17 protein-coding genes are annotated in these 21938 nt (G+C 60.2%); 11 read left to right on the top strand and 6 right to left on the bottom strand.

Annotated features, from left to right (window positions below; translation table 11 throughout):
* Positions 1–51: 51 nt before the first annotated feature.
* Complete coding sequence (locus WA070_RS01230; protein WP_422632407.1) at positions 52–2454, bottom strand: TonB-dependent receptor; 2403 nt, start codon at positions 2452–2454, stop codon at positions 52–54.
* A 181-nt stretch (positions 2455–2635) separates the two neighbouring features.
* Here WA070_RS01230 and WA070_RS01225 point away from each other — a divergent pair, with 181 nt between their 5' ends.
* Complete coding sequence (locus WA070_RS01225) at positions 2636–3682, top strand: LacI family DNA-binding transcriptional regulator (RefSeq protein WP_422632406.1); 1047 nt, start codon at positions 2636–2638, stop codon at positions 3680–3682.
* 36 nt (positions 3683–3718) lie between these two features.
* On the opposite strand, the gene WA070_RS01220 is transcribed toward WA070_RS01225, so the two are convergent.
* From WA070_RS01220 to WA070_RS01205, 4 genes are read right to left on the bottom strand one after another with little or no spacing between them, the layout of a single operon-like run.
* Positions 3719–3988, bottom strand: a complete 270-nt coding sequence (locus WA070_RS01220) for a DUF3325 domain-containing protein (RefSeq protein ID WP_422632405.1) — start codon at positions 3986–3988, stop codon at positions 3719–3721.
* On the bottom strand, positions 3985–5559 hold the full coding sequence (locus tag WA070_RS01215) for a PepSY-associated TM helix domain-containing protein (protein WP_422632404.1): 1575 nt from the start codon (positions 5557–5559) through the stop codon (positions 3985–3987). The genes WA070_RS01220 and WA070_RS01215 overlap by 4 nt, the downstream gene beginning before the upstream one ends.
* Positions 5556–5867, bottom strand: coding sequence for a hypothetical protein (locus WA070_RS01210; RefSeq protein WP_422632403.1), 312 nt, complete (start codon positions 5865–5867; stop codon positions 5556–5558). The genes WA070_RS01215 and WA070_RS01210 overlap by 4 nt, the downstream gene beginning before the upstream one ends.
* A 4-nt stretch (positions 5868–5871) precedes the next feature.
* A complete protein-coding gene (locus WA070_RS01205) occupies positions 5872–8034 on the bottom strand; it encodes a TonB-dependent siderophore receptor (RefSeq protein ID WP_422632402.1) in 2163 nt (720 codons plus the stop codon).
* A 100-nt stretch (positions 8035–8134) separates the two neighbouring features.
* Here WA070_RS01205 and WA070_RS01200 point away from each other — a divergent pair, with 100 nt between their 5' ends.
* On the top strand, positions 8135–10267 hold the full coding sequence (locus WA070_RS01200; protein ID WP_422632401.1) for a TonB-dependent siderophore receptor: 2133 nt from the start codon (positions 8135–8137) through the stop codon (positions 10265–10267).
* Positions 10268–10289: 22 nt separating this feature from the next.
* On the opposite strand, the gene WA070_RS01195 is transcribed toward WA070_RS01200, so the two are convergent.
* Positions 10290–11204, bottom strand: a complete 915-nt coding sequence (locus WA070_RS01195) for a LysR family transcriptional regulator (RefSeq protein ID WP_422632400.1) — start codon at positions 11202–11204, stop codon at positions 10290–10292.
* A 117-nt stretch (positions 11205–11321) separates the two neighbouring features.
* On the opposite strand from WA070_RS01195, the gene WA070_RS01190 reads away from it, so the two are divergent.
* The 9 genes from WA070_RS01190 (at position 11322) to WA070_RS01150 (ending at position 21926) form a co-directional block, all read left to right on the top strand.
* The gene (locus WA070_RS01190; RefSeq protein ID WP_422632437.1) at positions 11322–12485 is read left to right on the top strand and encodes a DSD1 family PLP-dependent enzyme; all 1164 of its coding nucleotides are present in this window, start codon (positions 11322–11324) and stop codon (positions 12483–12485) included.
* Between the two features lie 28 nt (positions 12486–12513).
* A complete protein-coding gene (locus tag WA070_RS01185) occupies positions 12514–12906 on the top strand; it encodes a RidA family protein (protein ID WP_422632399.1) in 393 nt (130 codons plus the stop codon).
* 37 nt (positions 12907–12943) lie between these two features.
* On the top strand, positions 12944–13771 hold the full coding sequence (locus WA070_RS01180; RefSeq protein ID WP_422632398.1) for a GNAT family N-acetyltransferase: 828 nt from the start codon (positions 12944–12946) through the stop codon (positions 13769–13771).
* 10 nt (positions 13772–13781) lie between these two features.
* Positions 13782–15059, top strand: coding sequence for an NAD(P)/FAD-dependent oxidoreductase (locus WA070_RS01175; protein ID WP_422632397.1), 1278 nt, complete (start codon positions 13782–13784; stop codon positions 15057–15059).
* Between the two features lie 51 nt (positions 15060–15110).
* A complete protein-coding gene (locus WA070_RS01170) occupies positions 15111–16544 on the top strand; it encodes an aldehyde dehydrogenase family protein (protein WP_422632396.1) in 1434 nt (477 codons plus the stop codon).
* A complete protein-coding gene (locus tag WA070_RS01165) occupies positions 16541–16696 on the top strand; it encodes a hypothetical protein (protein WP_422632395.1) in 156 nt (51 codons plus the stop codon). Before WA070_RS01170 ends, WA070_RS01165 begins: the two co-directional genes overlap by 4 nt.
* Positions 16697–16746: 50 nt before the next feature.
* Positions 16747–18069, top strand: coding sequence for an NAD(P)/FAD-dependent oxidoreductase (locus WA070_RS01160; RefSeq protein WP_422632394.1), 1323 nt, complete (start codon positions 16747–16749; stop codon positions 18067–18069).
* 74 nt (positions 18070–18143) lie between these two features.
* Positions 18144–19346 carry a DUF1624 domain-containing protein gene (locus tag WA070_RS01155; RefSeq protein ID WP_422632393.1) on the top strand — a complete coding sequence of 401 codons (1203 nt, stop codon included), beginning with the start codon at positions 18144–18146 and terminating at the stop codon, positions 19344–19346.
* Positions 19347–19592: 246 nt separating this feature from the next.
* Entirely contained in the window at positions 19593–21926 is a 2334-nt protein-coding gene (locus tag WA070_RS01150; protein ID WP_422632392.1) for a TonB-dependent receptor, read from the top strand.
* Positions 21927–21938: the final 12 nt, after the last annotated feature.

The raw sequence follows: 21938 nt of genomic DNA, 5'->3' as shown, positions 1-21938 counted from the left end.
CGCTCCTTATCGGGTGCATGAGCGCGGCAGCGTCGCCGCCGCGCTCATGGATCAGAACTTCATGCCGAGCGTAGCGCCGAAATAGCGATCCGCATCTTTATTGTAATTCGCCGACAGGTCGAAGGGCCGTGCGGCGGTTGCAAGCAGGGAGTTATGGCTGACAGCGGTATAATAGTTCACGTCGAACAGGTTCTTGACGAACACCGAAAGGCTGTAGCGGCGATCTGCCGTGTGAATGCCGACCGATGCATCGACCAGCGTATAGGCTTCCTGTACCAGCAACGGATCCTGTTCGATCGCGAATTGCTGCTTGCTCTGGAAGCTGACGCCGACCTGCGCGAAACCGCCCAGCGTTTCGCTGATTTCATAGTCCCAACGCGGCGCAAAGCTGATCCGCACCTTTGGCGATGCGGGCAGAGTGGCGTTACGCAGATTCTGCTGCGGCGTCGCTCCAGCCGCAGCGCGATAACACAGGTTTGTCGGCGCGTCGGTCCGCACGGGCGCGGCGGCCTGTAGCTGCAACGGGCAATTCAGGCCATCGATGTCCACCGTCGATTCGGTATAGGCAATGGACGCATCGACGCTGAAGTTGCGGCTTGGCCGCAGGGTCGCTTCGACCTCCACACCCTGCGAACGTGACTTGCCGGCATTGGTTGCAACGAACTGTGTGACGCCAGTCACCGGGTCGCTGCGATTGGCCTGAACCTGCAGGTTTGAATAGTCCGCCCGATAGGCGGCGATTGCCAGGCTGAGCGTGCCGTCAGCCGTGCGCCCCTTCAGGCCCAACTCATAGGCGTTGACGTTTTCGGGGCTGAGCGTGGACTGGGTCGTGAAATTGGTCCCCGCCTCCATATTATAGCCGATGCCCTTATAGCCACGGGTATAGGTGCCATAGGCCTGCAAATTGCGGCTGAATTCATATTTGAGGCCAGCCTTGCCGGTGATCGCGGTATCATGATCGGACAGGGTGCCGCTGCCATTGGCCGGTACACCCGGCAACAGCGCATCGCCTGCAGCGATGGTGCCAAGCTGAGCGCCGAAATTGGTGCCCTTTTCATATTGCACGCGCAAACCGCCCAGCAGGCTGAGGCCGCCGACGATCTTATATTCGGCTTGGCCGAATGCCGCGATGCTGTCGGTTTTCAGTTCCGCGAAGCTGGACGAGGACTGGTATCGGGGAGCGGGGCAAGCCTGACCAATCACACCGGCTGTACAGATGGCGCGGCGCCGTGAGAAGGGGCGCTTGATATCGGTGTGGCTGTAGAACACGCCCGCGACATAAGTGAAGTCACTATTGCCATTCGAGCCAATCCGCAGTTCCTGCGAGAATTGCGACAGGTCCAATATCCCCTGGTTGAAATTCCAGGACGCATAGGCCGCGCCAGCCCCGACAAAGCGGACGGGGTCCGAATTGATGCGGTCGATAGGCTGGTTCACCTTCAGATAATAATCCTGATAGGCCGTGATCGAGGTCAGCGTTGCCGGGCCAAGATCCCAATCGGCTTGCAGCGAAAAGGTCTTCTGATTGCTGTTGGCGTATGTCGCCGTGTCTTCGGAAACCTGCCGGTTAGTCGGCGAAGCGACGACAGGCGCTTCCAGTGCGGCAACGATCGGGTTGATCGTCTGAATGGTAGAAGCAATGCAGCAATCCGAATTGGTCTTGCGATATTCACCGCTCAGCAGGAATGTGAGCGTGTCGGTTGGCTCCCATTCCAGCTTGCCGCGAACGCCCCAGCTTTCCTGCCCATTTACCCACTGCTTACGTGTGGTGTTGTAGGTGATCCCACGTACATCGTTGTAAAAGCCGGTGACACGGGCACGCAATGTATCGGTCAGCGGGCCGGAAACCGTACCACGCGTGCGATATTCGCCATGTTCGGCGATCGTGCCATCAATGCGGCCTTCAAAATCCTGCGAAGGCCGTGCCGTTACAATGCTGATAACGCCGGCGCTGGCATTCTTGCCGAACAGGGTGCCCTGCGGACCGCGCAACACTTCGACCCGCTCGATATCGGCAAGATCAGCAAAGCCCTGCGCCTGGCGCGCCTGCACGACACCATCGACGACAACGGATACGGATGATTCCACACCCTGCCCGAACAGGGCGGTGCCGACACCACGGATACGCAGCGTCGTGTTGGTCGGGTTTGGACCTTGTTGAAAGGTGAGCGAAGGAACGGCCCGCGTGAGCATGGTCGTGTCATTTACCTGCCGGTTCGCCAGCGCCTCGCCGCTGACGGCGGTCACGGCAAGCGGCACATCCTGCAGGCGTTCAGAGCGCTTTTGGGCAGTGACGACGATCTCAGTCGACTGATCCGGCTCTAGCGTCGCTGGAGTCGCGACAGAAGCATCGCTTCCGGTCTGCTGCGCAAATGCTGGCGCACCCAATGTGCATGCGATCGCCAGAGCGCTGGTCGCACCAGACAGTCGAATGAAGCTACGAAGATCGCTCATATCCTCCCCTTTTCCTTTTTATCAGCCTTGTCGGCTTGTTCAGAAGAAGGCGTGATCTGCCTCCTGCGAGTCCCAACTCTCAACATTGAGAGCTGATATGTAGCGCTACATGATCGATGATGGAAACATTGTCAAAAGAAATGTTGTAGCGCTATATCGTATTTGATCCTAAAATGGACTGATGAGCAGCCGCCCCAGTACCCGACGATCGACCAGCAGCGTCACCATGCACACGGTAGCCGAACGCGCGGGCGTGTCTCCGATGTCGGTATCGAATGTGATAAACGGTCGCAGGGTGTCGCTGCGCACGCGCGAAGCCGTGATGCAGGCGATCGTCGACCTCAATTACAAACCCAATATCGCCGCGCGCGCGTTAGCCAGTGCGTCATCGATCCGGATCGGGCTGCTGTATAACAGCCCGGAAAGTGCGTTCGTCAGTGCATTGCTGGTGGGAGCCTTCGATGCCGCCACCCGCTTTGGGGCGCATTTGATGATCCAAAGGGTCGAAGAAGGGCGCGCGCTTGGCGATACGTTGCGCGATATGGTCGATAGCGGTGCCAATGCCATCATCCTGCCCGCACCCTATTGCGAAGCCGTCAGTGGTACGGGACTGGTCGAGAAATTAGGCGTTCCGCTGGTTGGCCTGTGTTCTGGCAGCGCATTGTCGGACATGCCGTCCGTCCGCGTCGATGATGTTGCCGCCGCCCGTGAAATGACCAGCTATCTGATTGGCCTTGGTCACCGTCGTATCGGTTTTGTGCGGGGCGCGCATAATCACATTATCAGCAGAACCCGGTTTGAGGGCTATTGCATCGCATTGCGTGAACATGGGCTGGAATATAGTGACGATCTTGTCGTCGATGGCGATCTCACCTTTGATTCCGGACTGGCGGCGACGGAATCGCTGCTAGATTTAGCAGATTCACCAACGGCTATTTTCGCCAGCAACGACGACATGGCAGCGGCCGTCGTATCTGTCGCTCATCGTCGCGACCTGCGCGTGCCAGACCAGCTTTCTGTCGCGGGCTTCGACGACAGTCCCATATCCCGAAAAATATGGCCGACGCTGACGACGGTCAGACAGCCCATCGTGGACATGACGGCGATCGCGGTCGAAACCGTGATAGGAACTTTGGGCAAGGCCTATGACGATGCGCTACTTTCTACGAAATGCGTCGATTACGCATTGATCATTCGGGGATCCACCGGCGCGCCCAGACTCAGGTGACTATCTCTCTCCAGATGGCATAATGTGGCGAGGTCGTCAGGCTGTCTTCCATTTCAATCCTGTCACTGCCATCGCGGCACCTATTGTCAGATGACCGAACCAGGCGATCGCGCCATAATCGGCCCCTAGTCCGGCCATGTCGGTTGCAAGCGCGACAAGTAGGACAGCGCCACCCGCCCCGAGAAGCCACCGCTGTGCCTGGCGCGGCAGTGTGCGGCCTAGCAAATCCTTCTGATGTCGCGCCATCGCGGCGCAGAGGCATCCGAACCCCAGGATGGACGCGCAAATCGCCAATATATGGATCATGCCGCGATCAGTTCCTTTCTGTTCAAACGGGTTCCGCGCATCGCTTTCGGCTTAGCGCGTGCCGCCTTGCGCGCGGCCCAGCCCAAGGCGAAGGCCAGCGCCACCATGGCCATGTCGAAGGCGACGAATAGCCAGTCGCCAGTCATGAGGCCGGTTAGCATGTTACGCGGGACAGTCAGGGCGTTTACAATTGGCACGGCCAAGAACAGGGCGGCGGCGCATGACAGGCTTTCGACCCATGCGCGCCGCTGCGGCCGGGCACAGGCCCAGAGGAGGCCGCCTGCCCATGTCAGAAACAGGCTGTTGATTTCCCACTCCGCGCGATCGGCCATGGCGATGGGCAGCAGCCGATTGGCCAGGAAGTAGGCCGCAAGCCCTGCGGGAAGGCCGGCGATCGCAGCGATATTGAGCCGCTCGACGAGACGGAACCCGAAATGCGGCTGCATCGGATTGGGCAGCTTCGCGCGGCGTTTCACGGTCCACAGTACCAGTCCGCTGCCGACCATGATCGTGCCGCCGACGCCGGAGAGGAAATAGAGCCAGCGTAAGCCCCAGCCTGCATAGCGCCCGGCATGCAGGCCCACCATGACGCTTTGCGTGGCGAGCGCGCCACCATCCGGCGCGTGCCGGTCCAGCAGCCTGCCGCTCGGCCCGGCGAAGACGATGCTCTCTCCGCGCGCACCGATTGCGGTGGTGGCCGAACGGCGCAGCGTGATGATGGCCGTGCTGTCGCCGGGGTTGGTCACTTGTATCGATCCCACCGCCGCGCCGCCCCATGTCCGGCTCGCGATCGCCATCAACGGGCTGACGGAGACCAACGGGGCGGCCACGCCGCTGCGCGGAACGTCCGCCCGGCCGGGGAAAAGTTCCTCGAAGAATGTGTCGGTGGACGCATAGTTCGCCATGACGCCCCAGGGCATATATTGGGTCGCCAGCGTGACCAGCCCGGTATAGGTGATCATCAGATAGAAGGGCAGCGCGAACACCGCCGTGACATTATGCGCGTCCAGCCAACTCCGTTGCCCCTTGCCAAAACGCAGCATGAAGAAATCCGCGAAGATCTTTTTATGGGTGACGATCCCCGAAAGGATCGCGACGAGCATGAACATGGCCGCCACGCCAACCAGGTAGCGCGCCCATATGACCGGCATGTAGTGCAGGTCGAAATGGAAGCGATAGAGGAAGAAGCCACCGCGCGTTTCGCGAACCGTGACGGGATGTCCGCCGCCATCGAGCGTCGCGCTGGTTTCTCCTCGCTTGCGCCGGGTCGGCGGCTTGCCCTCGACCTTTTTGGGTTGCCAGAATATCTCGGTGGCCGGGTTGCGCGCGGAAGGGGGCGTGATGAACCAGCTTTCTGCGTCCGGTTGCCTAGCCTGCAGGTAATCGATGGCGGCCTGTGTGGCGTTGGCAGGATCGGCATTGGTCACCAGTTCCGGCCGCATCCAGCGGCTGATTTCCTGTTGGAAATATGCGGCTGTGCCAGTCAGGAACATTGCGAACAACAGCCAGCCGAACATCAGGCCGGTCCATGTATGGAGCCAGGCCATCGACTGCCGGAAACTCTCCTTCACAGTCTTCCTCCAGTCAGTATCGAGAGATACAGGGCAGCGCCCAGCAAAAGCAGCGCGCTGCCCAGGCCCATGCCGACGCGCAGCATCGATTTCGCCCAGAAGATGGCGACGATAATGCCCGCATAGATGGCGAACGAGGCGAGCGTCGCGGCGATGCTCGCCTCGGCGGGGCGCATCGGCAGCAGGCGGGCCAGGCAGGCGACGGCCAGCGCGGTGACGACATAGCCGCCGATGATCGCGGCGATTGCACGGGCCAGCACATGCAAACGCTGACGTCTGGTGCCCGTTCGGGTTGGTGGAATGGCCACGGGGTCAGAAATGCCGCTGAAGCGAAACCCTGAAGGTTCGCGGTTCGCCAGGTGTCGTGCGGGTCAGGGAAGCGGTGGGGAAATAGCGTTCGTTGAAGATGTTGCGGATATTCGCCTGCACCGACCAGTCGTCGAATCTGTAGAAGATGGCGCCATCCACCAGCACATAGCCGTCGAGCAGGAAGGGCTGCGCCGCGCCCGCGACCGCCGACGCCGTGCTGGCCGCGCGGCTGCTTTCATGATGGAATCCGGCCCCCGCACCCAGATTGGCGAGCGGCCCAGACGGGATCGTATAGCGTGCCCATAGATCAACGATATGGCGCGGTACGCTGCCTAGCCGCGAACCGACGCGCAGCCGGTTGTCGGCAGTCACCTTGGCGTCGAGATAGGTATAGGCGGCCGTCAGTTCGATGCCGCTGCCGGGACGCCATGCCATTTCCGCCTCAATGCCGCGCGTGCGCTGTTCGCCCGTCAGCACATAGACATTGGGCAGCACGGCGTCGGCCGTGGCGACATTGGCGCGGGTCAGAGAGAAAAGCGTCATCATCCCGGTCAGCCGACCGTCGGATCGGGCGATCTTCACACCGCCCTCGTAATTGACCCCGCGTTCGGGCGGCAAAACCTTCTGGTCAACGTCGCGGTAGCTGAATTGCGGCGTGAAGGATTTGGAATAGTTCACATAGAGCGACGCCCATTCATTAAGGGCAAGCGTGGCTCCGGCACGCGGGCTGAACGCTGTGGCTTTGGTCTTTGGACTTGCCACGCTGCCGCTCAGGTTGATCGCCGAGGCATCGTCCCATCGCCCGCCGACCGTCACCGTCAGAACATCGCCCAGCTTGATATGGTCCTGGACGTACAGCCCGAGTTGACGCGTCCGGCTGCCCGCGGTCGAGAAGGGAACGGCCGGATTGTGCGTGCTGACCGTCCCGTAAACCGGGGCATAAAGGTTGAGATAATAGGGATTGCTGGTGTCGTAGAGATTGTAGTTGTCCGACCGGCGTCGGCCATAATCGATTCCGGCTAGCAGATAATGGTTCAGTGGCCCGGTGTCGAAACGGGCGCTGGCGTTGGTATCGACGCGGAAATAGGTGCCATTCTCCTCGTACGGACCATAAAATGCGCGGCTGACCCGACTGTAGGCGGGGATGAGCGGGCTAGTCGCGGTTGCCGGAATATCCTGGGTGTTGATGCCGGTGATGAACAGCCAATTGTCCCAGCTGTTGTGGAAATCCTGATAGCGCAGAGACTGATGGACCGCGACGGCCTCGCTGACCTGATGGTCGAACACATAGCCCAGATTCCAATAGTCATTTTTCTGGACGGCGGGGTACATGGTGTCGTTGATGGACAGGCTGATCGGCAGCGGTCCGTTGGGATTGGGCAGCGCAGTGCCGTAAGCGGTGGTAGGCGACCAGGGGCGGATGTCGTCCTTCTGATAGCGACCAAGCAGCGTCAGACTGGTCCGGCTTCCCATTTGCCAACGCAGCGATGGTGCGAGGAAGATGCGCTTCTGTCCCGACGAATGGACGAAGAAATCCTGATCGCGATAGACCGCTGCCAGACTCGCGGTCAGCGTGCCGTCCGCTGTCAGTGGTGCGTTGGCATCGGCGCGGACCTCGATCAGATCATAGGAACCGGCACTCACGCCCAGATCGAGAAACGCATCCTCCTGCGGCCGTTTGCTGACAAGGTTCACGATGCCCGATAGCGGCCCCTGGCCAAACAGGCCTGATGCTGGCCCCTTCACTACCTCAACCCGTTCCAGCCCGCTCATCTCGGACGTGCCATAGCCGGTATCATCGAGCAGCCCATCGAGATAGGTCGCGCCGGATGAGGCATTGAACCCGCGAATGTTGAACCCGTCGAAGAATCCGTAGGTGTTATTGCGCGACACGCCCGCGACGCCTGCCAGCGCATCGCCGAGCCGCAGAACCCCGCGATCGATCAGCGTTTGTCGCGAGACGATCGAGATCGCCTGGGAATTTTCAAGAAGCGGGATGTCGGCTTTCGACGCCATGGCGACATCGGGATTCCTGGCCCCGGTAACGACAATATCGTCCCGCTTGCCGTCGGCATCGGGTGCCTGCTGTGCATCCGCGCCTGCCTGAAGGCCTAGGCAGGATGCGCTGAGCAATGCGCCGATCAATCTGTTCAGACCCTTCATCATTCACCCCCTTCGTCAAAGTCGGGGCGCTATAAGCATATATGCGATTGACTCGCAATAGCATAAATTCTAGAGGCCGCGCCATGATAAAGGGGGTTCTTCGATGACGCACAAATTGGTCCTGTCGCTCTTGTCCGCTACGACGATGACGGGAATGACGGCCTGTCCTGCCGTCTTTGCAACTCATGCCCATGCGGCCGAAGATGCGGCACGTCCCGATGCGAATGAGGCGATCATCGTGACCGGTCTAAAGCCGGACGAGGGCCAGAACAGGGTCAGCCAGGGCGGCGCTCTGGGTGCGAAAGCTCTGCTGGATACTCCCTATTCGGTAACGGTCATCGACGCAGATGACATCGCCCGACGGCAAGCCAACAGCATTGGGCAGATCTTTGCCAACGATCCGTCCGTCTTTTCCTCCGCGCCGTCAGGATCGACCAACTGGTGGGGCACCCAGATCAGGGGGCTGGGCGTGCGCAACTATTATATCGATGATGTGCCGTTGCTGCTATATTGGGGCGGCGACTTTCCGCTGGAGCCGATCGAAAGCGTCACGGCGCTGAAGGGCCTTACCGGCTTTATGTACGGCTTTGGCGCGCCAGGCGGCGTGATCAGCTACCAGACCAAGAGGCCGACCGCCGAACCCATGCTGACGACGGAAATCGGCTATCGCACCAACAGCGTCTTCTATGTCCGGGCCGATGCGGGCGGGCCGCTGACTCGCGATGGCAGGCTTGGCTATCGTATCAATCTGGCGGGAGAAAAGGGCACTGCCTATAATCAGGCCGGGGTCAACCGTCTGGTCGGGTCATTGGCGCTCGAATATGCCTTCAGTCCCGACCTCAAATGGTATGCCACCGGAACATATGAAGACAGCAATCTTCAGCATGAGCCGTTCCAGTTCTATTGGGCAAGTTATGACGGGACCGCCTTGCCGCGCGCGACCTATGATTATGACAAGCTCAACATCGACAACAGCTATTATAAAGGGAGGACTCTGGCCACAGCCACCGGGCTGGACTGGAGCTTTGCCGATGGCTGGTCTGCGCGCCTGACCTATGGCTACACCAGCAAATTTCATGGCTCGAACAAGATGTTCGTCTATATGCGTAATCATGCCGGGGACTATGATGGCTATGCCTATAATTTCGCCGAACTGGACAAAAATCATTTCGTTCAGGCGATGGTGCAGGGTGACGTCATAACCGGACCGATCCGGCATCAGATCGTCGCAGGGGCATCATTCCAGATCACGGACAGCGCCTTTGGGTATAGCGACGAAGACTATTATTGGGGCAATGATTTCAACGGCAATATCTACGAGGATCAGCCGTTTCGGGTGACGCGCGAAATCAGCTTCGGGACCGATGGCTGGCCGACACGCGAGCGGCAGAAAGCCCTGTTCCTGAGTGACACTTTGCACCTTGGCGAGCATCTGCAGGCCATGCTCGGCGCGCGTTACACGCAATACCGTCTGTCCGATCTCGATGGCGATGCCTCGGTCGATTCCGGTTATCGCACCTCAGCGGTGACGCCCACGCTCGCGCTGATTTACAAGCCTGTGCCCTATGTCTCGATCTATGGAAGCTATGTCGAGGCAATGGAGCCGGGCAGCCGGGTGGGCGGCGAATATGCCAATGTCGGCGAAGTGCTCAAAGCGACGCTCAGCCGCCAATATGAAGTCGGCGCCAAATATGAGCATGAGCGGCTGAGCCTCACGCTCGCTGGCTTTCGCATCGAGCGCGCCAATATGATCGACCGGCTCGTCGAGGGTGAGCGCCGCCTCACGCAGGACGGCCTGACACTGTACGAAGGTATCGAGGCGATCGGGAACTATCGGCTGAGCGACGACCTGAAGCTGGGTGCGGGTGTCATCTATCTCGATCCGAGCATTCAGAACGTCTCGCCCGGCAATGAGGATCTGCGCGGCAATGTGCCAGCGGGAGCATCGAAATGGCAACTCACCGGCCATGCCGAATATCATGTTGCCGCGATTCCGGGCCTGAGCCTGCACGGCAATGTTCGCCATACCGGCAAGGCGCCGACCAGCGATAGCAACAGCCTGTACATTCCGGCCTACACCACCGCTAATGCCGGCCTCCAGTTCGACACGCTGGTCGGGGCGCGCAAGGTGACCTTCACTGGAAACGTGAATAATCTGTTCAATGCCAAATATTGGACTCAGACCAACATCGGCGAAGGCATCAACGCTACCATGAGCGTCCGCCTGTCATGGTGACGCAGCATGATGGGCTGGTGACTTACGGATCGATCATCCGCCAGGGTATGGGCTTCAGTCGGCTGCGCATCATATCCAGGAACACCGTCGCCCGGCGACTGCGCCCCTGTCGCCCGTTGAGCAGGGCAACGACATCAGCATCCGGGCATTGCCAATCGGACAATATCGGCAATAGGCGACCAACCGCCAGATCATCGGCAATGTCCCATTCCGATCGCATGATTACTCCTGAACCCGCCAAGGCCCAGCTTCGCATGATGGCGCCGTCATTGGTGGACATGGCAGGCTTGATACGAACCGTCGTTGCATCTCGCTTGGAATGAGTGAAGCGCCATAGCGTCACGTCCTCATCATTCTCTCGCAACGCCAGACACCGATGGCCTTGCAGATCTTCGGGTTGGCGGATCGGTGGATTCATCTCCAGATAGGATGGGGAGGCGCAGAGAATGCGGCGGTTAGGCGCAAGCGTTGTCATCACTCGGCCAACCGAATGCAACGCACCGATGTGAATCACCACGTCCCAACTGTCCGACGACAGCGTCGCAGGATGGTCCGACAGTTCCAGCACGACGGTCGCTTCCGCATGGGCCTGAACAAAGTCGCTGACCACGGGCGCGACATATTCGCGTCCAAAGCCATAGGGGGCCGCAATCCGCAGCTTGCCCCTGACCGCGGTGGACCTGCGATTCAGGCGCTCATCAAGTTGTTCAATCGCAGCGATGATCGCGGCACCTTCGGCCGCCACCAGTTCGCCTTCGTCGGTGAGGGTAAGACCGCGCAGCGACCGATCGATCAATCGAACGCCAGCGCGTTCCTCCAATGCCTTGAGACGCTGGGTGACGGCGGGAGCCGACACGTTCAGCCTGCGGGCCGCATCCGCCAGCGATGGCGAGGCAATGACGGCACCAAAGAAAATAAGGTCTTCGCTCGAAAGCATTAATCTCAACCTTACTGCTATATGACGAATTGATTAATTGCGAAATGGCAGATTTTCCATAAGCTGCTCCCGAAGTCACGTAGTTTTCGGGAAACGGAGTTCGCCTTGCTGCATGAAATGACCCAAGGCGATGCACCCGCCATCGACCAAAGCCTGCAGACGGTGGGAACGCCGTGCCTTGTTCTCGATCAGGATCGCATGCAGCGTAACGTGATGCGCCTACGAGACAGGCTGGACAGGCTCGGCGTTCAACTGCGGCCGCATCTCAAGACTGCCAAGTCGGTCGATGCTGCGCGGCAGGTCATGACCTCGCCAAGCGGGCCGGCGACGGTATCTACCCTGAAGGAAGCCGAGCGTTTCGCGTCGGCGGGGGTGACAGACCTGATCTATGCGGTGGGGATTTCGCCGGACAAGATCGAACGGGTTCTTGCCCTTCGTGCGGCCGGGATCGACCTTGCCATCACGCTGGATACGGTGGAACAGGCAAGGATGGTTGCCCACGCTTCCCGCGCGGCGGGGGACGCCATACCTGCGCTGATCGAAATCGACTGCGACGGCCATCGCTCCGGCGTTCTGCCCGACGATCGCCTCCATCTTGTCGCAATAGCCGAGGCACTGGGGAACGGTGCCAGCCTGCGCGGCGTGTTGACTCATGCTGGTGATAGCTACAACGCGATCGGCGATGACGCGCTGCGCGCCTGCGCAGAAGTCGAACGGGTCAGCGTGGTGCAGGCTGCGACCATTTTACGCGAGGCTGGCTTCGCCTGTCCCGTCGTGAGCGTCGGGTCCACGCCCACCGCCCATTTTGCGGAAAAGCTGGACGGCGTGACTGAAATGCGCGCCGGTGTATTCGTTTTCTTCGATCTCGTCATGGCGGGCATCGGTGTCTGCGCCATAGACGATATTGCGGTTTCGGTGCTTGCCACGGTCATCGGACATCAACCCGACAAGGGCTGGATTCTGGTCGATGCAGGATGGATGGCGATGTCGCGCGACCGCGGCACGGCCAAGCAGGCGATCGACCAGGGCTATGGCTTGGTCTGCGATGTTGACGGTCGGCCGCTGGAAGACCTTATCCTGTCGGACGCCAACCAGGAACATGGCATCATCACGGTCAGGCGCGGTTCGACGGCGGCGCTGCCCGATCTGCCGATCGGCACCCGCCTGCGCATCCTGCCCAACCATGCCTGCGCGACGGGTGCGCAGCATGACAGCTATCATGTCGTCCGCAGCGGCAGCGACAGGATCGACGCCATATGGCCGCGTTTCAGCGGATGGTGATGACAGATCGATGCAGGGGATCGACGGCATGAACACAATGATACGTCCTATATCCACGCCCAATGCCCCGGCAGCGGGGGGCCATTATGCGCAGGCGATCGCGCATCAGGGGCTGGTCTATGTGTCCGGCCAGTTGCCCGTCGAGCCGGATGGCACCCATCGCCCGGACGCCGATTTCGCCGATCAGGCGCGCCTGGCGATCCGTAACATGCTGGCCGTGGCGCAAGCGGCTGGCAGCGCGCCGGACAGACTGCTCAAGGTGACGGTCTATATCGTCGGCATCGAAAATTGGCCGCTGTTCAACCGTATCTACGCCGAAATGCTCGGCGATGTTCGCCCGGCCCGATCGGTCGTTCCGGTGCCTGAACTCCATTATGGCTATCTGGTCGAAATCGACGCCATCGCAGCTCTGGCCGATTGATCGCGCCATGCCTGCTCCCGCCTTCAATGTCCGCTCCATGACTGACAATATCGGCGATCTGGATGGTGCGCTGGGATTATCCCAGGCTGTCGGGTGGCCTTATCGGCGGGACGATTGGAACCTGGCCTTGTCGCTTGGCCATGGTTTGCTTGGCCAACAGGGCGATGACATCGTCGGGTCCGCGCTTTGGTGGACATATGGCGCTACGCTGGCGACGTGTGGGATCATCATCGTGTCGCCCGACCGGCAAGGTCTTGGCCTTGGGCGAACGCTGATGCGTGGGATGATGGATGCGATCGGCGACCGGACGGCTTTGCTCAATTCCACTCTTGAAGGCCGCCGTTTGTACGAAAGCATCGGCTTTAGCGAGATTGGCACGGTACACCAGCATCAGGCGCAAACACTGCCCGACGCATTCCAAAACGCTGCGATAAAGAACGCGCCGGTACGGCGCGCTACGCCAGGCGACCTGCCCGATATATTGCAGATGGATCAGGATGCATTTGGCGCAGAACGCACGCGTTTGATAGAAATGTTCAGCCTTGTCGGCGTCGGCGCGGTGATGGAGCGCGATGGCGTCATTCAGGGCTTCGCCCTATGCCGTCGCTTCGGCCATGGTCATGCGATCGGTCCCGTCATCGCGCGAACCGCCGATGATGCCAAGGCACTGATCCGCTATTTCCTTGCAATGAAGGCTGGCGAGTTTCTTCGGATCGACGTGACCGGCGATAGCGGGTTGGGCGATTGGCTGGCGGCGCTGGGCCTGCCCGAGGTTGGCGATGTCACCACGATGATCCGGGGGCAAGCGCCGCACCTGACAGGGCAGGGCCGGATTTTCGCCTTGGCAAGCCAGTCCTTTGGTTGAGGCTTACCCCATGAAACTTACGCCCTATTGGCTCGACACAGCCCCTTCTTTCCGCAGCGCTCATGACGGGCCTGTGGAAGGCGACTATGACGTCGCCGTGGTGGGAGGCGGCTTCACAGGCCTTTCCGCAGCAATCGCGCTGGCAAGGAAAGGGGCGAGCGTGGTCCTTCTCGAAGCCGGGCAGGTGGGCGGATGCGCGTCCGGCCGTAATGGTGGCATGTGTAACAACGGCTTTGCGCAGGACTATGCAGGCATGGTCGGGCGCCTGGGTGCCGAAATGACCAGACGCCTTTATCAGAGTTTCAACATGGCGGTCGATACGGTCGAAACGATCATCCGCGACGAAGGCATCGACTGCGACTTCCATCGCGTCGGCAAGCTGAAGATGGCAGTCAAGCCTGCCCATTATGACAAGCTGGCACGATCGCAGGCGCTGATGGTCGAGGGGGCGGACCCAGACGCCTATCTGGTCTCGCGTCAGGACATGCCGTTGGAGGTGGGGACGGATCGCTATTTTGGCGGGCTTGTCTTCCCGCGCAGCGCCCAGATGCATATGGGTAAGTTCGTGCATGGTCTGGCCAAGGCAGCGGCGCGCCGTGGCGTCAGGCTGCATGAGCATAGTCCAGTCACGGGCATCAAGCGGCTGAACGGCTATGCGCACCGCCTGTCGACACCCACGGGCCATGTAACGGCCAGGCAGGTGTTGCTGGCGACAGGCACGTCGGCGGTAGGGCCGCTCGCCTATTTTCGCCGTCGTATCGTACCGGTCGGCGCATTCCTGATCGTCACCGAACCCTTGTCGCCCGCACGGCTCGATAGCCTGCTGCCGCGCCGCCGCAACGCGACCGACACCAGAAATTTCGTCAGCTATTTTCGTGTCACGCCGGACAATCGCCTGCTATTTGGCGGACGGGCGCGCTTCGCGCAATCCAACGCCCGATCGGACGTCAAGAGCGGCGCCATCCTCCAGCGTTCCATGCTCGACATATTTCCCAGCCTGTCCGACGCCCGGATCGACTATTGCTGGGGCGGCATGGTGGACATGACAGCCGATCGACTGCCCCGCGCTGGCGAGCATGACGGCCTGTTCTATTCCATGGGATATAGCGGTCATGGCACCCAGATGTCGACCTATATGGGCCAGATCATGGCCCAGGTGATGGACGGCAACATGGCGGCCAATCCATGGCGGGATTTTCACTGGCCGGCCATTCCGGGCCATTTCGGCCCGACATGGTTCCTGCCGTTCGTAGGTGCCTATTATAAGTTGCAGGATATCCTGCATTGAGCGCAGCCCCGACCATTCCGGAACGATGCGTAGCAGCATAAGGACAGCCAAGTGGACGTCGAAAAATTCAATCAATTCTACATCGACGGTCAGTGGGTCGCGTCTGCCTCGAACGCGGCTGTCGCAGTCGTCAACCCGGCGACGCAGGCGGTGATCGACACCCTGTCCATGGGCACCGCCGCCGACGTCGATCAGGCGGTCGCGGCGGCACGCCGGGCATTCCTGTCCTTCTCCACCACGCCAGTCGAAGAACGACGGGCGCTGCTGGTGCGTATCCAGACGTTGATGGAAGCGCGGGCCGAAGAACTGGCGTTGGCGATGACCACGGAAATGGGCACCGCCATCAGCTTTGCCCGCAGCGCGCAGGTGCCGTTCGGGATCGCGCATGTGCGGGCTGCGGCCGAGATATTGGGCCATTATCCGTTCGTCACCCAGCAAGGATCGACGGCGATCGTGCGGGAACCGATTGGCGTGTGCGGTCTGATTACGCCCTGGAACTGGCCGCTTTACCAGATCACGGCCAAGGTTGCGCCCGCCATCGCGGCGGGCTGCACCATCGTGCTCAAACCAAGCGAATTGTCCCCGTTGAGCGCGCTGCTGTTCGCGCAGATCATGCACGACGCGGGGACGCCGCCGGGTGTCTTCAATCTGGTGAACGGCACCGGTGAAGATGTCGGCGCGGCCATTGCCGCGCACCCCGGCATCGACATGGTGTCCATCACCGGGTCGGTGCGCGCGGGAGTGCTGGTGGCGCAGGCGGCGGCGGCGACGGTCAAGCGCGTGGTGCAGGAACTGGGCGGCAAGTCACCCAATATCCTGTTGCCCGACGCTGACTTCGACACCGTGGTGCCGCTGGGCATCGCGTCGGCATTCCGCAATGTCGGTCAGTCATGCAGCGCGCCCACGCGCATGATCGTACCCGCCGACCGGCTGGAGGAGGTTGAAGCGCTTGCCCGCCGCCATGTCGAGACCATCGTCGTGGGCGATCCGCTGGTGGAAAGCACGACGATGGGCCCAGTCGCCAACAAGGCGCAGTTCGACCGGGTGCAACAGATGATCGCCGTGGGCATCGATGAAGGCGCGCGACTGATCTGCGGCGGCCCCGGCCATGTCGAGGGACTCGAACAGGGCTATTTCCTGCGCCCCACCATATTTTCGGGCGTGAACAGCGCCATGCGTATAGCGCAGGAGGAAATCTTCGGGCCGGTTCTGTGTATCCTGCCCTACAGCACGGAGGCGGAGGCAATCGCGATCGCCAACGACACCGTTTATGGTCTTGGCGCCCACGTCCAGTCTGCCGATCTGGAGCGCGCGCGCCGGGTCGCGCGGCAGATCCGGTCTGGGCAGGTCCATATCAATCATCCCGCCTGGGATGCCCATGCGGCCTTTGGCGGTTACAAACAGTCCGGCAACGGCCGCGAATATGGCGTGTTCGGGCTGGAGGAATGCCTCGAAACCAAGGCCATATTGGGATATTTCCCATGATCGAGGCTGCCGGGTTCCAGGACCATGAATCCCGCTGGCGCAAGCCGCGCTTCGGCCGATTGTTGCTGGAAATCGCGGCAGAACGGGACGAAATTCGGCGCAAGGCGATCCATGCTGGGGGGCAGCATCACGGAGTCTGGCGAGACGGCTGAAAAGCCTATCCCGACGCCAGGATCATCAAGGACCAGTTTGGAAATAACCCATGTCGCCCAGAGCCAAGAAAATCCAGAGTGACGAGCAGCTTCCGCCATCCGCCGATGTCGTGATCATCGGTGGCGGCATCGTCGGTGCGGCGACCGCTTATTATCTCGCCAGGCAGGGCGTGTCCGTGGCCTTGCTGGAAAAGGGTTATGTAGGATGCGAACAGTCCAGCCGAAATTGGGGCTGGTGCCGTCAACAAAATCGCGATGCCCGCGAAATGCCGCTTTCGATCCTGTCGATGCGGCTGTGGGATGATCTGGCCAAGGAGATCGGCCAGGATCTTGGCTTTCGCCGCTGCGGCCTGCTCTATGCCAGCGACGACGATAAACAATTGGCGCTGTGGGAAAAGTGGCAGGAAACCGCAAAGCTGTTCGATGTCGAAACGCGCATGTTGTCCGCCCGTGAAGCCGCGGAAAAATTTCCGCAGACGAAGCGACAATGGCGCGGTGGCGTCCACGCCGCCCGCGACGGCAAGGCGGAACCGGAACTGGCCGCACCCGTCCTGGCAGAGGGTGCGCGCGCATTGGGGGCATCCATCCACCAGCACTGCGCTGCCTATGGGCTGGACATCACCAATGGCGCGGTGACCGGCGTACACACGGAAAAAGGCTATATCGCCGCCAACGCCGTCCTGTGCGCGGCCGGTGCCTGGGCATCGGCCTTTTGCCATGAGGCCGACGTGCGTTTCCCGCAGGCATGCGTGCGGCAGACGGCCCTTCGTTCGCGACCGGCGCCCAATGTCGGCGAGGTGCTCTATACACCCGATTGCGCGCTGACCCGGCGGCTGGACGGCAGCTATACCATGACCATCAGCGGCAAGGCGACGCTGGAACTGACGCCGCAAAGCATCCGCTATGCCAAGCCGTTCATGCCGATGTTCATCAAACGCCTGCGCGCTGTACAGGTCGGTATCGGCAAATCCTTCTTCACTGGCCCGGAATCCCTGTCCACGCTGTTTTCGACCCCGGAAAAGCGTTTCTCCACCGTCCGCGTGCTCGATCCTGATCCAAATCCGAAATTCATTGCGGCTATTCTGGCCAATGTTCGGGAGAATTTTCCCGCGCTTGTCGACATAGACGTGGCGGAATCGTGGGGCGCCTATGTCGATTCCACACCCGACGCCGTGCCGGTCATTTCCCCCGTGGACAAGGTGAGTGGCTTCTATCTGGCCGCAGGCTGCTCGGGGCATGGCTTCGGGCTTGGCCCAGGCATCGGGTTTCTCGCCGCTGAAATGATCGCACAGAAAAAAACCAGCGTCGATCCGCACCCCTTCCGCCTGTCCCGACTATCGGACGGGACGAAGATCGAGGTCGGCGCGCTCTGAGTGCACGCCGTCATCGGCGATGCGTGATGGCACGAATGTGCGGATAATCGAACAACGATATGAAGGAGCAAGGCATGGCCATCGGAACCACATATCCCTCTGTCAGCCAAAGCCATGCTCCGTCCCTCGTGGCGAGGGCTAAAACCGGCGCCCGCTTGCAGAATATCGACGCCCTGCGTGGATTTGTCATGATACTCATGCTGCTGGACCATATTCGGGAAACATGGTTCGTCTATATACCCATAGCTGACCCGATCGACGCGCGCACCGCCATGCCGCTGCTCATCATGGCCCGCTTCCTGGTCAGCCTGTGCGCGCCCATCTTTGTCGCGCTGACGGGCCTTGGCGTCTATCTGTTCCACAGCAATCACACGATCGGGGAAACGACCGAGTTCCTCGTCAAGCGCGGCCTGCTGCTGATGGCGATAGAGGTGTTTTTCCTCTCGCCCCTCTATTGGGGCATCACGGTGCCGACCCTGTGGCTTCAGGTCATCTGGTGCATCGGCCTGAGCATGATCATTCTGGCGGCGCTCATTCGCCTGCCAAAATCGCTGCTCATCGCGATCGGGCTGGTCATCGTCTGCGGCCACAATCTACTCGATCCCATCCGGCTTCAGGACGGCGATGCCCTGTTCCCGCTCTGGGCGATGATCCATCAGCGCGACACATTTGCCCTGCCATTCGGACTTCTCGTCAAGACGACCTATCCGATCCTGGTCTGGATCGGTGTGATGGTCCTGGGTTATGGCGTGGGTGCCTGGTTTCTTCCCAGCGTTGATCCCAGGGCCAGGGAGCGCCGCCTGCTGATGCTGGGCTGCGGCATGCTGATCGCCTTTGTCCTGTTACGCCTGCTCAACATCTATGGCGACAAGCCATGGTTCACGGTTGAAGGCGATCCGATGCGAACGTTTTTCAGCTTCATGTCGATGACCAAATATCCGGCCTCGCTGCTCTTTTTGCTGCCGACATTGGGTATCGGGACGCTTCTGCTCGTCCTGTTCGGACGGATGCAGGGGAGCATGCTGATCGACCGGCTGTCCGTGTTCGGTGGCGCGCCGATGTTCTTCTACATTTTTCACCTGAGCGTTCTGCGTATCCTCTATCATACCGCTCTGGCGATCTGGGGTCCCAATCATGGGATAATGTTCGGCGTCGATAGCTACGGCTGGGTGCTCGTCTGGTACTTTGCCCTGATCGTCCCGCTCTACATACCGACGGCTTGGTATTCCCGCCTGAAGAAACGCCGCCGTGACATAGCCTGGCTCAAATATTTTTGAGGCTGGCGATGGCGCGCGTAACGGTAGGTTCCCGTTGCAAACGTATGCGTTACATCGACAGCGATCGGGTTCGCAGTAGAACCAAGACATAGGCCATGACATTTAGTCATCAATAAAATTGATGGATTTTCAACGAATGAATTAATTTATCAAAACATATATGACCGTCTATCGCAAATTGGTAAGGCCGCTAATGGCCACTTTTAGGGGCGGGTATCCATGCGTCGACACGTTGCAATTTTTATAATGTCATCCACGATGTTTACCGCGCCAGCGATGGCGCAATCTGTCGATCGCAGCGCTGATGCCGGTCCCGGCCCAACGGAAATCGTCGTCACGGCCCAACGGCGTGCAGAAAGCCTGCAACGCGTGCCGGTCAGCGTCACTGCGGTCTCGCAGGAAGTGATCCGCTCACAAAACCTCAATGACCTGACGCAAGTGTCGCGCGCCGCGCCTTCGCTTCAGGTGGGCACAGACAACTCGTTCGCTGTCCGGGGCGTCGGCACGCTGGCCTTTGCCGGCACGATCGACAGCAGCGTCGCGCTGGCCATCGATGAGGTCAATCTTGGCCGCCCGTTGCTGAACAGCCCGATGCTCAACGACGTGGCGCGTGTCGAAGTGTTGAACGGACCGCAAGGTCTGTTGTTCGGCAAGAATGCGTCGGCTGGTCTGCTTAGCATTGTCACCACGCGTCCCAAGATCGGCGAATATTCCAGTTCGACGAACATCGAAGCTGCAATGCGCTCCACGCCTGGATCCGATCGCAATGCGCCTGGCGTTATCCTGCGCGAAACCTTGAATATTCCAGTGACGGCAACCTCGGCGCTGCGCCTGAGCGGACTTTATTCCTATCAGGAGCCGGGCACGACCTATGTCGGCACACCGGACGCAGGCACGCGCCATGATCTCAACGCGCGCAGCTATTCGCTCAAGGCCAAATATCTGGCGGAACTGACCGAAAAGCTGACCCTCTATATGATCGGCGACTATAACGAAAATCACGGCATCGCCGGTATCTTCGACAATAGCTACCGCCAGCTCGACCCAACCAGCCTGAACATCGGGCCGCTTGCTGCCGACGGGATCACGGCAGGCCGGAAAACCTTGCTGTTCGGTGGCGATGCCGACCAGTTTCGCGACATCAAGACAGGCGGCGCGCAGGGGCAGCTGAACTATCTGCTCGATTCCGGCATCGAGATCAGCAACATCTTCGCCTGGCGCTTTTATACGCAGGATCAGGCGGTCGATGGCGATTATACCTCATCCAACGGCCTGAATATCAACGCAACCCAGGGCCGCTATGAACAATATTCCAACGAACTGCGCGTGGCGCTGCCTGCCGGGAACCGTCTGAGCGGTCAGGCTGGTCTTTACTGGTTCAAGTCCAAACTGGACACCGCGCGCCAGCTTGGCGGCAACAGCTATCTGAGCGAAGCAGCCGCTGCAGCGTCGCCATTCTGCGTTGGACCAAATGTCGCCGCGTCATGCGCCCGCGTCAACGTGGCGCAGGTCGGCAGCGACCGGAACTATGTACTCGACACGGAAAGCTATGCGGCCTTCGGTCAGCTGACCTATGATGTTACCGACTCGCTCAAGCTGATCGCAGGTGGCCGCGTGACGCAGGACAAGATTCAACTCGATCTGACGCAGAATCAGCTCAACTATTTCCAGACGCTGAGCGGCCCACGCGGCACTTACGCGGCCGATTACAAGAACACCGATTTCAGCTGGAAGTTTGGTGGTCAGTATCAGGCGACGCGCGACGTCATGTTCTACGGCTTTTATGGCCGTGGCTATAAGGGGCCGGGCTTCAACGACAGCTTCCCCACCGCGACGGCAAACGTCGTCGTCCGGGAGGAAACGTCGAAAACTGGCGAGATCGGCATCAAGTCCAGCTTCCTCGACCGTCGCCTGACCCTCAACATCTCGGCATTCCATACCAATTTCAACAATTTCCAGGTGCAGTCCTTTGAGCCTTCGCTGGCGACCTTTGTCGTGCAAAATGCGGCCAAGGTCATATCGAAGGGGATCGAGGCGCAGATCATTGCCGCTCCGTTCGCTGGCCTGACGATCAACGGGTCGGCGTCGCTGCTGTCATCGAAATTCGACAGTTTCGCGGGCGCGCAATGCTATCCGACGCAGACCAGCAAGGGTTGTTCTTCGACGGTCAGCACCTTCGACGCATCAGGCATGACGCTTCCGGCCGCGCCGAAATTCACGTCCACCGTGCAAGTGCAGTATGAGGTCCAGACCGACGGAAGCATCAAACCCTTTATCCAGGGTAACTGGTATCACCGCTCGTCGATCAATTATGTGGTCAATCAGGCACCCGGCGCAGGCATAGGTGCGATCGACATCTTCGGGGCGAGTCTGGGCGCGAAGATCGGGGACGGCATGCGCCTGTCGATATTCTGCAAAAATTGCACGAACAAGATTAATCCAACCGCGATCGGCATCGATTCCGGCGACACCAACGCCCGCAGTCCTCGTGGCGCGCCGACGCCGAAACTATCCTACACGCAGCAATGGGGTCTGGATTCAGTGCGGACCATCGGTCTCAACTTCGGCTTCGATTTCTAAGCCAGGTTTTGG

The organism is Sphingobium sp. (assembly GCF_049304695.1).
GTDB lineage: Bacteria > Pseudomonadota > Alphaproteobacteria > Sphingomonadales > Sphingomonadaceae > Sphingobium.
Note: the sequence above shows the minus strand (reverse complement) of the source record. Positions and strands in the feature narration are given on the sequence as shown.